This window comes from Paracidovorax anthurii, assembly GCF_003269065.1.
GTDB classification, from domain to species: Bacteria; Pseudomonadota; Gammaproteobacteria; order Burkholderiales; family Burkholderiaceae_C; genus Paracidovorax; species Paracidovorax anthurii.
The window spans coordinates 89,155-102,817 of record NZ_QLTA01000003.1 but is presented as its reverse complement, the minus strand read 5'-3'; the positions used below and the strand labels follow the sequence as shown (position 1 = coordinate 102,817).

Genomic DNA, 13,663 nt, shown 5'->3' with positions numbered 1-13,663 from the left:
TTCCTCTACAAAACGTGACACGGACGCATGCAATAACCGCGCCCACCTCCACGGCGGCCTCGTGGATCGCCGGGGCCGCCACTATATGCGGGGGCTTCCGGGGCGGCTGACAGGGTAACCACGACTGGCGAAGTCACGGCGGAAGTGCCCCAGGGTGGGCGTGGGATAAACAAATTGTCACAAGCACGGTGCACAGTCGCACTGCCTTCGGGCAACCCCGGGACTCTCCCGCTCCGCGCCCGACGGCGCAACGACCATGGTGCCTCCCTTGAACAGCCATCCGCACGCCCTCGCCACCCCCTCCGCCACCGCCCGCGCCGGAGCCCTGCCGGCCCCCGGCCGGGCGGCGCCGCGCAGGCTGGGCCCGCTCGGCCGAAGGCTGCTGGGCGTCTTCCTCGCGGTGCTCGCGCTCAACGGCATCGGCTCGGCCATCGGCATCGCCGCGCTGCAGCGCATCGGGCACTCCGCCAGCGCCATGGTGGACCGCCGCGTGGCCACGGAGCGGCTGGTGGCCGACGCCCACCGGCTGCAGGCCATCAACGCCGAGCGCTACAAGGCCGTCGCCCTCAGCTCCGAGCCCGAGGTCGGCGAGATCCTCGGCGCGGACATCTCGCGCACCCAGCAGCAGTACGACGCGCTCATCGCGCAGCTCGCCGAGCGGCTGCAGGGCACCGAGGACGCCGGGCGCCTCGTGGCCGTGCGCACCGCCGGGACGGATTTCCTGCAGGCCTGCAAGGAGCTGGTGGCGGCGCGCGACTCCGGCCTCACGGAGCGCATCCGCAAGGTCTATGGCGAGCGCTTCCGGCCCGCTGCCGGGCGGCTGCTCTCGTCGCTGGACGCGCTGTCGCAGTCCCAGCGCCAGGCCATCGACGCGGGCGCCGCAGAGGTCGCCGCGCTGGGCGCCACGGGGCGCTGGGCGCTGCTCGCGTTCGGCGCGCTGTCGCTGGCCCTGGGCACGCTGCTGGCCCTGTGGCTCGTGCGCAGCATCACCCGGCCCATCGCCCTGGCGAGCGCCACGGCGGACCGCGTGGCGGGCCTGGACCTGCGCCACGAGATCCACGGCCACGGCCGCGACGAAACCGGCCGCATGCTGGCATCGCTCGCGATGATGCAGGCGGCGCTGCGCAGCCTCGTGCGCCGCGTGCAGGCCCTGGGGCAGAACATCAACGCCGCCTCTTCCGACATCGCGGGCGGCAACGCCGACCTCTCCAACCGCACCGAGGAAACCGCGGCCCGGCTGCAGGAGACCGCCGCATCGCTCGAACACGTCACGCGCCGCGTGGCCGATGCCGCCGACTCCGCCCAGCGCACCGAAAACCTGGCGGCCGAGGCCGCACACGTCGCCCGGGAAGGCAACGGCGTGGTGGAACAGGTGGCGCACACCATGCAGCAGATCGCGGCCGGCTCGCGCAAGATCGCCGACATCACCGGCATGATCGACTCCATCGCCTTCCAGACCAACATCCTGGCGCTCAACGCCGCCGTGGAGGCCGCGCGCGCCGGCGACCAGGGCCGGGGCTTCGCGGTGGTGGCGGCGGAGGTGCGCAACCTCGCCAACCGCTCCGCCGAAGCGGCCCGCGAAATCAAGGCGCTCACCACCGCCTCGGTGCGGCAGGTGGAATCGGGGGCGGGGCTGGCCCAGCAGGCCGGCCAGACGATGCGCCGGGTGGTCGCCACCATCGAGCACACGGCCCAAACGATGGGCGAGATCCGCAGCCATGCGCAGTCGCAGAACGAAGACATCGCGGCCATCCACGCCGCCATGACCCGCCTGGACGAGATGACCCAGCAGAACGCCGCGCTGGTGGAACAATCGGCGGCGGCCACCGAGAGCCTGCGCGGCCAGACCCATGACCTCGCCAGCCTCGTGAGCCGGTTCGCGCTGCCCCCGCAGGACAGCGGCGCGGACGCGGCGGGCACGGCGCTGGCCGCGCCCCGGCCGCAGCGCCTGCTGGCGGCCGGCTGACGGCCCGCCCGCGCGGAGGGTAGCCCGCCGCGGTGCCGGATCAGACGGGCTGGATCGGCACGTAGAGCTCGCCGCCGCCGCTGCGGAACTCCTTCGACTTGTCCTGCAGGCCCTTGGCGGCGAACTCGCGCACCTCCTGCGTGATCTTCATCGAGCAGAACTTCGGGCCGCACATCGAGCAGAAATGCGCCACCTTGGCGCTGTCCTTGGGCAGCGTCTCGTCGTGGTATTCCTGCGCGGTCTCGGGGTCCAGGCCCAGGTTGAACTGGTCCTGCCAGCGGAAATCGAAGCGCGCCTGGCTGAGCGCGTCGTCACGCGCACGCGCGCCCGGATGGCCCTTGGCCACGTCGGCCGCGTGCGCGGCGATCTTGTAGGCGATGATGCCCTGCTTCACGTCGTCGCGGTCGGGCAGGCCCAGGTGCTCCTTGGGCGTCACGTAGCACAGCATGGCCGTGCCCATCCAGCCGATCATGGCCGCGCCGATGGCGCTGGCGATGTGGTCGTAGCCCGGCGCGATGTCGATGGTCAGCGGGCCCAGGGTGTAGAACGGCGCCTCGTGGCAGTGCTTGAGCTGCTCGGTCATGTTGGCCTGGATCATGTGCATGGGCACGTGGCCGGGGCCTTCGATCATGGTCTGCACGTCGTGCTTCCAGGCGATCTGCGTCAATTCGCCCAGGGTCTGCAGCTCGGCGAACTGCGCCTCGTCGTTGGCGTCCGAGCCGCTGCCCGGGCGCAGGCCGTCGCCCAGGCTGAAGGACACGTCGTAGGCCTTCATGATGTCGCAGATGTCCTCGAAGTGCTCGTAGAGGAAGCTCTCGCGGTGGTGCGCCATGCACCACTTGGCCATGATGGAGCCGCCGCGCGAGACGATGCCGGTGCGGCGGTTTGCCGTGAGGGGGATGTAGGCGAGCCGCACGCCCGCATGGATGGTGAAGTAGTCCACGCCCTGCTCGGCCTGCTCGATCAGCGTGTCGCGGAAGATCTCCCAGGTCAGGTCCTCGGCGATGCCGCCCACCTTCTCCAGCGCCTGGTAGATCGGCACCGTGCCGATGGGCACGGGCGAGTTGCGGATGATCCAGTCGCGCGTGGTGTGGATGGCCTTGCCGGTGGAGAGGTCCATCACGTTGTCCGCGCCCCAGCGGATCGCCCAGACCAGTTTCTCGACCTCTTCCTCGATGCTGGAGGTGACGGCCGAGTTGCCGATGTTGGCGTTGATCTTCACCTTGAAGTTGCGCCCGATGGCCATCGGCTCGACCTCGGGGTGGTTGATGTTGGCCGGGATGATGGCGCGGCCCCGGGCGACCTCGTCGCGCACGAACTCGGGCGTGATGATCTTCGGAATGCTCGCGCCCATCGGGTTGCCGGCCAGGCGCTGTTCGCGCGCGGTGTCCTGCTGGTACTGCGCGATCCACTCGCGGCGGCCGTTCTCGCGCAGGGCCACGTACTCCATCTCGGGCGTGATGATGCCCTGGCGCGCGTAGTGCATCTGGCTCACGTTGCGGCCCGCCTTGGCGCGCAGCGGCCTGCGCTGCAGCGCGGCGGCCTCGGCGCGCAGCTGCGCCAGGCGCGCCGCGTCCTCGCTCTTCTGGCCGTCGTCCAGGGCGACTGGCGGGCGGCCCTCGTAGGCTTCGGTGTCGTTGCGGTCGGCGATCCAGGCGCCGCGCACGCTGGCCAGGCCCTGGCGCACGTCGATCACGGCCTCGGGGTCGGTGTAGGGGCCGGAGGTGTCATAGACGCTCACCTGCTCGCCATTGGTGAGCGCGATGTCGCGCACGGGCACGCGCAGGTCGGGCCGGCTGCCGGTGAGGTAGCTCTTGGTGGAGGCGGGAAACGGGGCGCGCGTGAGCGCGAGCAGGTGGGAGAACTTGTCGGGGGCATTCATGGTGGGCACTCCAGGGTCGGGTTGGAATGCTCCGCCATCGGCCGCGTGCCGCCGTGCGCCGGACGGACCGGCGGCGCGGGAATGCACACTGACTGCAGCTCTTCTTACGCTGGTACTAACCAGATCAAGTTCGCGGTTCCGGCGGTCAGGTCCGCCGTCTCAGCACGGCCAGGAATCGATTCCTACGTGCACCCCGGAGCAGACGCGAGTATAGGAGCGATGCCGGGCGGTGTCATCACCGCGCCGGCGCAGGGGTCAGAGGAAGCGTTCCAGCGCCAGCACGGCGAAGAACGCGAACGCGGAAATCACCGTCCACTTGAGGATGGCGATGCCGAAGCGCTTGTAGCGCGCCTGGCCCGTGCCCACGTAGAACACGAACGACACGCCCGCCATCAGCAGCAGCAGGAAGAAAACCCAGCGGAACAGCAGCATGGCCGCGTCACCAGGCCTGCGCGGGCTCGGCGAACCCCGCGGGGGCCTGCCGTTCGCTCTCGAACGTGGCGATCTCCCAGGCGTCCTCGTGCGCGAGCAGCTCGCGCAGGAGCCGGTTGTTCATCGCATGCCCCGAGCGGAAGGCGCTGTAGGCGGCCAGCAGGGGCTTGCCGACGATATAGAGGTCGCCGATGGCGTCGAGGATCTTGTGCTTCACGAACTCGTCGTCGTAGCGCAGGCCGTCGGCATTGAGCACCTTGTAGTCGTCCATGACGATGGCGTTGTCGAGCCCGCCACCCAGCGCCAGGCCGCTCGCGCGCATCATCTCCACGTCCTTCGTGAAACCGAAGGTGCGCGCGCGCGCGATGTCGCGGGTGTAGTTGCCCGAGCCCAGGTCGAACTCCACGCTCTGGCCCGTGGAGTCCACGGCCGGGTGGGCGAAATCGATCTCGAAGCGCAGCTTGTAGCCGTGGTAGGGCTCCAGGCGGGCCCACTTGGCGTTGGCGCCCTCGCCTTCGCGCACTTCCACGGGCCGCGTCACGCGGATGAATTTCTTGGGGGCGTTCTGCAGCGCCACGCCGGCGCTCTGCAGCAGGAAGACGAACGAGGCCGACGAGCCGTCGAGGATCGGCACCTCCTCGGCCGTGATGTCCACGTAGAGGTTGTCCAGCCCGAGGCCCGCGCAGGCGGACATGAGGTGCTCCACCGTGTGCACCTTGGCCCCGCCCACGCCGATGGTCGAGGCCATGCGCGTATCGACCACCGATTCGGCGCGGATGGGGATGTCCACGGGCTCGGGCAGATCGACGCGCCGGAAGACGATGCCCGTGTCGGGCGCGGCGGGACGCAACGTGAGTTCGACCCGCTGGCCGCTGTGCAGGCCCACGCCGACGGCGCGGGTGAGGGTCTTGATCGTGCGTTGCTGGAGCATCCGGCGATTTTAGGTGGCGGCTCCCGCCCCCACGCGCATGCATGCCTATGGCATTCATAGCCGGCATGTCACAACGGAAACAAAAAATCCGCCGGCCCCACGAAGGGAGCGGGCGGATGGTTCGCACGCGCCCCGCACGGCGGGGCGGGCGTTGTCAGTCGGCCTGCTTGCGCAGGAACGCCGGGATCTCCAGGTCGTCCATGCCGCCGGAGGACAGCGCATCGACGCGCGCCGCGGCCTGCGTGCGGTTGGTGCGCCAGACGCTGGGCACCGACATGTTGCCGTAGTCGGCCTGGGAGGCCGAGCCGCCCGCGAGGCCGCCGGCCACGCCCACGCCGGCACCCGCGATGGGCATCTGGTAGGCGAGGTTGTCGGTGCCGGTGCGCAGGCCGCCCTGCACCACCGAGATGGGCTGGCGGCGCGCGTTGGCGCGCGAGAGGCCCGTGGCCACCACGGTCACGCGGATCTCCTCGCCCAGGCTGTCGTCGTAGGCCGCGCCGTAGATCACGTGGGCATCGGGCGAAGCGTAGGCATTGATGGTGCTCATCGCCAGGCGCGACTCGGACAGCTTGAGGCTGCCCTTGGCGGCCGTGACCAGCACCAGCACGCCCTTGGCGCCGGAGAGGTCGATGCCCTCCAGCAGCGGGCAGGCGACGGCCTGCTCGGCGGCGATGCGCGCGCGGTCGGGGCCGCTGGCCGTGGCCGTGCCCATCATGGCCTTGCCGGGCTCGCCCATCACGGTGCGCACGTCCTCGAAGTCCACGTTCACGTGGCCGTACTCGTTGATGATCTCGGCGATGCCGCCCACGGCGTTCTTGAGCACGTCGTTGGCGTGCGCGAAGGCCTCGTCCTGGGTGATGTCATCGCCCAGCACTTCCAGCAGCTTCTCGTTGAGCACGACGATCAGCGAATCGACGTTGGCTTCCAGCTCGGAGAGGCCGTTGTCGGCGTTCTGCATGCGGCGGCCGCCTTCCCACTCGAAGGGCTTGGTGACCACGCCCACGGTGAGGATGCCCATTTCCTTGGCCACGCGCGCGATCACGGGCGCGGCGCCGGTGCCCGTGCCGCCGCCCATGCCGGCCGTGATGAACAGCATGTGCGCGCCCTGGATGGCCTGGCGGATGTCCTCCTGCGCGGCCTCGGCGGCCTCGCGGGCCTTCTCGGGCTTGCTGCCCGCGCCCAGGCCGCTGTGGCCGAGCTGGATCACGCGGTGCGCGCTGCTGCGGGTGAGCGCCTGCGCATCGGTGTTGGCGCAGACGAATTCCACGCCCTGCACCTGTCGCGAAATCATGTGCTCGACGGCGTTGCCGCCGCCGCCGCCGACACCGATCACCTTGATCTGCGTGCCCTGGTTGAATTCTTCGGCTTCGATCATTTCGATGGTCATGCTGGTGCTCCTAGTCCTGGTCTTTCACGTGAGATTTGCGGGTGGCCGTTCGGCCGGTCCGGGGTTCGATGGATAAAACGGTTGAGGCGGTCATGCGGGCATGCGCCGCGGGCGGGCCGGTGTTCCGCCATCGGTGGCGGGACAGGGCCGTCGGACTTCCGCGGGCAAGCCGGTGCAGATGGGCGTACATCTCAGAAGTTCCCGATGATGAAGTCCTTGAAGCGGCCGAAGGCGGTCTTCACCGAACCGCTCTTCTGCGCCACCTTGAAGCCGCGCAGGCGCGCCAGGCGCGCCTCCTCCAGCAGCCCCATGACGGTGGCCGCGCGGGGCTGGGCGATCATGTCGGCCAGCGCGCTGGAGTATTTGGGAATGCCGCGGCGCACGGGCTTGAGGAAGATGTCCTCGCCCAGTTCCACCATGCCCGGCATGATGGCGCTGCCGCCCGTGAGCACGATGCCCGACGAGAGCACTTCCTCGTAGCCCGATTCGCGGATCACCTGCTGCACGAGCGAGAAGATCTCCTCCACGCGCGGCTCGATCACGCCGGCGAGCGCCTGCTTGGACAACATGCGCGGGCTGCGGTCGCCCAGGCCGGGCACCTCCACCTGCGCCTCGGGGTCGGCCAGGAGCTGCTTGGCGTAGCCGCTCTCGACCTTGATGTCCTCGGCGTCCTTGGTGGGCGTGCGCAGCGCCATGGCGATGTCGCTGGTGATGAGGTCGCCCGCGATGGGGATCACGGCCGTGTGGCGGATCGCGCCGCCCGTGAAGATCGCCACGTCGGTGGTGCCCGCGCCCACGTCCACCACGGCCACGCCAAGCTCGCGTTCGTCGTCGGTCAGCACCGCCTGGCTGGAGGCGAGCGGGTTGAGCATGAGCTGCTCGACCTCCAGGCCGCAGCGGCGCACGCACTTGATGATGTTCTCGGCCGCGCTCTGCGCGCCCGTCACGATGTGGATCTTGGCCTCCAGGCGGATGCCGCTCATGCCGATGGGCTCCTTCACGTCCTGCCCGTCGATCACGAATTCCTGCGGCTCCACGAGCAGCAGGCGCTGGTCGGAAGAGATGTTGATGGCCTTGGCGGTCTCGACCACGCGCGCCACGTCGGCGGGCGTGACCTCCTTGTCCTTCACGGCCACCATGCCGCTCGAATTGAGGCCCCGGATGTGGCTGCCGGTGATGCCGGTATAGACCCGCTGGATCTTGCAGTCGGCCATCAGCTCGGCTTCTTTCAGGGCCTGCTGGATGCTCTGCACCGTGGCGTCGATGTTGACCACCACGCCGCGCTTGAGGCCGTTGCTGGGCGCCACGCCCAGGCCCGCGAGCTTGAGCTCGCCGCCCGGCAGCACCTCGGCCACGACGGCCATCACCTTGGCCGTCCCGATGTCCAGCCCCACCACCACGTCTTTGTATTCTCTTGCCATATCTTGTGTGTCCTGCCTGAGTCAGGGTCCTTCAGCGGTTCTGTCCTGCGGGCCGTGCACCGCGCGCCGGGGCCGGCCGCGCGGCCGCGCGCACCGGCGCCGTGCCATCCACGGTGGTGACGCCGCGCAGGCGCATGGCATAGCCGTCCGGATGGCGCAGGTCCGCCGATTCCAGCGCGTCGGGGCGGCGCCCGTACTGGGCCACCACGCGCCCGGCCGTGCGCACGAAGCGCCGGGTGCGCGCCTCCACCTCGTCCGCGCTGCCGCCGCCCAGCTCGATCGCCGCGCCGCCCGAGAGCTTCGCGCGCCAGCTTCCGCGCCCGGAAAGCTCCAGCGCCGCGAGGCGGCCGCCGAGCGGCTCGACGAGGGGCGCCAGGCGCTGGTACATGCGCATCACCTCCAGCGACTGGCCCTGCGGGCCCTGCAGCCGGGGCAACTCGTCGTCCTCCACGTCGTCGGCGCTGGCCTCGAAGACCTCGCCCTGGCGGTTGACCAGCGCCGCGCCCTCCTCGGGGCCCCAGTAGGCGAAGGCATCGTGCTCCTGCAATTCCACGCGCAGGCCGTTGGGGAACTCGCGGCGCACCATCGCGCGGCGCACCCAGGGCACCTGCTCGAACGCCTCGCGCACGGCCTTGAGGTCCATGGTGAAGAAGTTGCCCACGAGGTGCGGCCCGACGTTGGCGCGCAGCGTCACGGCGTTGTTGTGCACCAGCTCGCCCTGGACCACGATGCGCCCGATGGCGAACATGGGGTGGTGCCTCGCCCAGGACCCCGCCGCCACGAGCACGGCCGCGGCACAGCCCACGAACAGGACCATGGCGGTCCAGTTCATGAGCTTGACGTCCAGCGGTGCGGGCAGCGTGGTCGTGGTCATGCGGCTCCCGAAGCTCCTGGCGCCGTGCCGTGGCCCTGCAGCGCGTCGAGCGACGCGCCCGCGAGGATGCGCAGGCACAGCTCCTCGTAGCTCACGCCCATCGCGCGCGCCGACATCGGCACCAGCGAATGGCCCGTCATGCCGGGCGAGGTGTTGATCTCCAGCAGGAAGGGCTTGCGGTCGCTGGCGCGCACCATGATGTCCGCGCGCGCCCAGCCGCGGCAGCCCAGCGTGCGGTAGGCCTCCACCACCAGGCGCTGGATCTCGCGCTCTTCCTCCGCGGGCAGGCCGCTCGGGCAGTGGTACTGCGTGACGTCGGTGAAGTACTTGTTCTGGTAGTCGTAGTTGCCCTGGGGCGCGACGATGTGGATGAGCGGCAGCGCCTGCGCGCCCGCGCCCTGGCCCAGCACCGGGCAGGTGGTCTCGTCGCCCTCGATGAACTGCTCGCACAGCACCTCGGGGTCGTAGCGGGAGGCGAGCCGGTAGGCCTGCTCGCACTGGCCGGGCGAGGTGACCTTGGTGAGGCCGATGGTCGAGCCCTCGCGCGCGGGCTTCACGATCATGGGCGAACCCAGCGCCTCCAGGGCCCGCGCCGTCTCGGCCGCGCTCGCCACCAGGCGCCAGTCCGGCGTGGGCAGCCCCTCGAAGCGCCAGATGCGCTTGGTCATGGTCTTGTCCATGGCGATGGCGGATGCCATCACGCCCGGGCCGGTGTAGGGAATGCCCAGCAGCTCCAGCGCGCCCTGCACCGTGCCGTCCTCGCCGTGGCGGCCGTGCAGCGCGATGAAGCAGCGCGTATAGCCGTGGCGCTTGAGCTCGGACAGGTCGGTCTGCGACGGATCGAACGCATGCGCGTCCACCCCGCGCGCGCGCAGTGCCTGCAGCACGCCGCCGCCGGACATGAGCGACACCTCGCGCTCGGCCGAATCGCCGCCCATGAGCACGGCGACCTTGCCGAGGGCCTTGACGTCGATTTCGAGGTCTTTCTGGCTCACTGTCGCCGTCCTTCCTGAATAGTTCGCTCTTCTTTCTGTAGCATATCGACCACCTTCGCGGGCACGGCGCCGATGGAGCCGGCCCCCATGCACAGGATCACGTCGCCGCCGCGCGCGTTGTCCGCGATGCGCTGCGGCAGGTCGGCGATGTCGTCCACGAAGACGGGCTCGACCTGGCCCGCGACACGCACGGCGCGCGCCAGCGAGCGGCCGTCGGCGGCCACGACGGGCGCCTCGCCGGCCGCGTACACCTCGGTGAGCAGCACGGCATCGGCGCTGCCCATCACCTTGACGAAATCCTCGAAGCAGTCGCGCGTGCGGCTGTAGCGGTGCGGCTGGAAGGCCAGCACCAGGCGCCGGCCCGGGAAGGCGCCGCGCGCCGCGGCGAGCGTGGCCGTCATCTCCACGGGGTGGTGGCCGTAGTCCTCGATCAGCGTGAAGGTGCCGCCGCCCTGCGCGGGCAGCTCGCCGTAGCGCTGGAAGCGCCGGCCCACGCCCTTGAACTGCGCGAGCGCGCGCAACAGCGCCTCGTCGGGCACGTTCAGCTCCACCGCCACGGCGATGGCCGAGAGCGCGTTCAGCACGTTGTGCTCGCCCGCGAGGTTGAGCACCACGTCGAGGTCGGGCAGCGTGACGCCGTTGCGCCGCTGCACCCGAAAGTGCATGCGGCCCGCGTCGGCGCGCACGTCCACCGCGCGCACCTGGGCATCCTCCGAGAAGCCATAGCTCGTGACCGGGCAGGTCACGTCGGGCAGGATCTCGCGGATGGCCGGGTTGTCCACGCACAGGATGGCCGTGCCATAGAACGGCATGCGGTGCAGGAAATCCACGAAGGCCGATTTCAGCCGGCCGAAGTCGTGGCCGTAGGTTTCCATGTGGTCGGCGTCGATGTTCGTCACCACCGCCATCACGGGCAGCAGGTTGAGGAACGAGGCATCGGATTCGTCGGCCTCCACAACGATGTAATCGCCCTGCCCCAGCTTGGCGTTGGCACCGGCGCTGTTGAGGCGGCCGCCGATCACGAAGGTCGGGTCCAGGCCCGCTTCGGCGAGCACGCTGGTGACGAGGCTCGTGGTGGTCGTCTTGCCGTGCGTGCCGGCGATGGCGATGCCGCGCTTGAGCCGCATGAGTTCGGCCAGCATCAGCGCACGCGGCACCACCGGGATCTTGCGCTCGCGCGCGGCCAGCACTTCGGGGTTGTCGGCCTGCACCGCGGTGGACGTGACCACCGCATCGGCGCCCTCGATGTTCGAGGCGGCGTGGCCGACGTGCGTGGCGATGCCCAGGGCCGCGAGGCGGCGCAGCGTGGCGCTGTCGGAGAGATCCGAGCCCGAGATCTCGTAGCCCAGGTTGAACAGCACCTCGGCGATACCGCACATGCCGGCGCCTCCGAGGCCCACGAAATGGATATGGCGGATGGCGTGCTTCATGCGGCCAGCTCCTCGCACGCGTTCGCCACCTCGCGGGTGGCATGGATCTTCTGCATCGTCTTGGCTTTCAGCGCACGCTCCATCAGCGTTTGGCGCTCCGTGTCTTGTAGCAACCGTGCCAGCCATTCGGCCGACAGGTCGCGCTGCTGCACGAGCCATCCGCCGCCGGCATCGGCGAGGAAACGGGCATTGGCCGTCTGGTGGTCGTCCACCGCGTGCGGGAACGGCACGAAGACGGCCGCCGCGCCCACGGCGGCGATCTCGGTCACCGTGCTCGCACCCGCGCGGCAGACGATGAGGTCGGCCTCGGCGAACGCGGTGGCGGTGTCGTCGATGAAGGGGGTGAGCGTGGCCTCCACGCCCACGGCGGCGTAGTTCGCGCGCAGCGCGTCGATCTGCGTGGCGCCGCTCTGGTGGGTGACCACGGGGCGGCGGTCGGCGGGAACGAGCGCGAGCGCCTGCGGCACGATGTCGTTGAGCGCCTTCGCGCCCAGGCTGCCACCCACCACCAGCAGGCGCAGCGGGCCGGTGCGGCCGGCGAAGCGCGCCTCGGGCGCGGGCTGCCGCGTGAAGGCCGCGCGCAGCGGGTTGCCCACCCACGCGCCCTTCCTGAGCGCCTCCGGGAATGCGGTGAACACCCGGTCGGCCACGCCAGCGAGCACCTTGTTCACGAGCCCGGCCACCGAGTTCTGCTCATGCACCACGAGCGGCTTGCCGCAGAGCACGGCCATCATGCCGCCGGGGAAGGTGACGTAGCCGCCCAGGCCCACCACCACGTCCGGCTTCACGCGCCGCACCACGGCCAGCGCCTGCCAGAACGCGCGCAGCAGGCGCAACGGCAGCAGCGCCAGCGTGACCGGCCCCTTGCCGCGCACGCCCGAGAAATCGATGGGCTCGAACGCGAACCCCTGCGGCGGCACGATGCGCGACTCCATGCTGCCCGGCGTGCCGAGCCAGTGCACGCGCCAGCCGCGCGCGCGCAGCTCCTCGGCCACGGCAAGGCCCGGGAAGATGTGGCCGCCGGTGCCGCCGGCCATCACGAGGGCGGTCTTCGGGCGGGCCGTCATACACGCCCCCCTCTCATCAGCAATTTATTCTCGTAGTCCACCCGCAAAACCACCGCGATGGCCACGAGGTTCATGAGGATGGCCGAGCCGCCGAAGCTCATGAGCGGCAGCGTGAGGCCCTTGGTGGGCAGCGCGCCGAGGTTCACGCCCATGTTGATGAAGGCCTGGAAGCCCATCCAGATCGCCACGCCCTGCGCGACGAGGCCCGCGAACACGCGGTCGAGCGCGATGGCCTGGCGGCCGATGTGCATGATGCGGCGCGTCATCCAGAAGAAGAGCACGATGAGCACGAGCACGCCGGCGAGGCCGAACTCCTCGCCGATGACGGCAAGCAGGAAGTCGGTGTGCGCCTCGGGCAGCCAGTGCAGCTTCTCCACGCTACCGCCCAGGCCCACGCCGAAGATCTCGCCGCGCCCGATGGCGATGAGCGAGTGCGAGAGCTGGTAGCCCTTGCCCAGCGCATGCGCCTCGCTGAACGGGTCGAGGTAGGCGAAGATGCGCTCGCGCCGCCAGGGGCTGCCCATCACCATGATGGCGAAGGCCAGCACCAGCACGGCGGCGATCAGGAAGAACATGCGGGCGTTCACGCCGCCCAGGAACAGGATGCCCATGGCGATGATGGCGATCACCATGAAGGCGCCCATGTCGGGCTCGGCCAGCAGCAGCACGCCCACCACCGCCACCGCCACGCCCATGGGCAGCACGGCGCGGAAGAAGCGCTCCTTGACCTCCATCTTGCGCACCATGTAGTCGGCCGCGTAGATGAGCACCGCGAACTTGGCGAGTTCGGAGGGCTGGAAGTTCATGATGCCCAGCGACAGCCAGCGGCGCGCGCCGTTGACCACCGTGCCCACATGCGGCACGAGCACGGCCACCAGCAGCGCGATGGACACGATGAACAGCCACGGCGCCACGCGCTCCCAGACGGACATCGGCACCTGGAACGCCAACAGCGCCGCCACGAAGCCCATCGCCAGCGCGAAGATGTGGCGCATGAGGAAGTGGGTGGGCGCGATCTTGCCGAAGCGCGGGTTGTCCGGCATAGCGATGGAGGCCGAATACACCATCACGAGGCCCCAGGCGAGCAGCGCCACCACCACCCAGAGCAGCGCCTGGTCGAAGCCGAGCACGCGCGCGGGCGTGGTCGTGGTCTTGCGGTACTCGGTGCCGCCCACGCGCACGGGCAGCACGTCGGCCGCGGGCGCGGCGCCGCCGCCGAACCAGCCGGCCATGCGCTGCCAGAGGCCCTGGGCCGGTGCGCCAGCGCTCATGGCGCAG

General features: G+C 70.3%; 11 protein-coding genes and 1 riboswitch. Of the genes, 1 reads left to right on the top strand and 10 read right to left on the bottom strand.

What is annotated here, in order from left to right; all coding sequences use genetic code 11:
* Positions 1-256: 256 nt before the first annotated feature.
* Positions 257-1,966: a methyl-accepting chemotaxis protein gene (locus AX018_RS02590; RefSeq protein WP_111875757.1), complete on the top strand. Its 1,710-nt coding sequence runs from the start codon at positions 257-259 to the stop codon at positions 1,964-1,966.
* 40 nt (positions 1,967-2,006) lie between these two features.
* On the opposite strand, the gene thiC is transcribed toward AX018_RS02590, so the two are convergent.
* From thiC to ftsW, 10 genes are all read right to left on the bottom strand, one after another.
* Complete coding sequence (thiC, locus tag AX018_RS02585) at positions 2,007-3,848, bottom strand: phosphomethylpyrimidine synthase ThiC (RefSeq protein ID WP_111875756.1); 1,842 nt, start codon at positions 3,846-3,848, stop codon at positions 2,007-2,009.
* An 84-nt stretch (positions 3,849-3,932) separates the two neighbouring features.
* A riboswitch (TPP riboswitch) is annotated at positions 3,933-4,054 on the bottom strand.
* Between the two features lie 49 nt (positions 4,055-4,103).
* Entirely contained in the window at positions 4,104-4,280 is a 177-nt protein-coding gene (locus AX018_RS25130; protein ID WP_170146164.1) for a hypothetical protein, read from the bottom strand.
* 7 nt (positions 4,281-4,287) lie between these two features.
* Positions 4,288-5,211 (bottom strand): UDP-3-O-acyl-N-acetylglucosamine deacetylase, encoded by a 924-nt coding sequence (lpxC, locus tag AX018_RS02580; protein WP_111875755.1) that lies wholly within the window; start codon positions 5,209-5,211, stop codon positions 4,288-4,290.
* 154 nt (positions 5,212-5,365) lie between these two features.
* Complete coding sequence (gene ftsZ / locus AX018_RS02575; protein ID WP_111875754.1) at positions 5,366-6,598, bottom strand: cell division protein FtsZ; 1,233 nt, start codon at positions 6,596-6,598, stop codon at positions 5,366-5,368.
* Between the two features lie 191 nt (positions 6,599-6,789).
* Positions 6,790-8,019 carry a cell division protein FtsA gene (gene ftsA / locus AX018_RS02570; RefSeq protein ID WP_111875753.1) on the bottom strand — a complete coding sequence of 410 codons (1,230 nt, stop codon included), beginning with the start codon at positions 8,017-8,019 and terminating at the stop codon, positions 6,790-6,792.
* Positions 8,020-8,050: 31 nt separating this feature from the next.
* Positions 8,051-8,893, bottom strand: a complete 843-nt coding sequence (locus AX018_RS02565) for a cell division protein FtsQ/DivIB (RefSeq protein WP_111875752.1) — start codon at positions 8,891-8,893, stop codon at positions 8,051-8,053.
* Positions 8,890-9,888, bottom strand: a complete 999-nt coding sequence (locus tag AX018_RS02560; protein ID WP_111875751.1) for a D-alanine--D-alanine ligase — start codon at positions 9,886-9,888, stop codon at positions 8,890-8,892. The genes AX018_RS02565 and AX018_RS02560 overlap by 4 nt, the downstream gene beginning before the upstream one ends.
* The gene (gene murC / locus AX018_RS02555) at positions 9,885-11,318 is read right to left on the bottom strand and encodes a UDP-N-acetylmuramate--L-alanine ligase (RefSeq protein WP_111875750.1); all 1,434 of its coding nucleotides are present in this window, start codon (positions 11,316-11,318) and stop codon (positions 9,885-9,887) included. Before murC ends, AX018_RS02560 begins: the two co-directional genes overlap by 4 nt.
* Entirely contained in the window at positions 11,315-12,385 is a 1,071-nt protein-coding gene (gene murG, locus AX018_RS02550; protein ID WP_111875749.1) for an undecaprenyldiphospho-muramoylpentapeptide beta-N-acetylglucosaminyltransferase, read from the bottom strand. The genes murC and murG overlap by 4 nt, the downstream gene beginning before the upstream one ends.
* Positions 12,382-13,656, bottom strand: coding sequence for a putative lipid II flippase FtsW (gene ftsW, locus AX018_RS02545; RefSeq protein ID WP_111875748.1), 1,275 nt, complete (start codon positions 13,654-13,656; stop codon positions 12,382-12,384). Before ftsW ends, murG begins: the two co-directional genes overlap by 4 nt.
* Positions 13,657-13,663 lie beyond the last annotated feature (7 nt).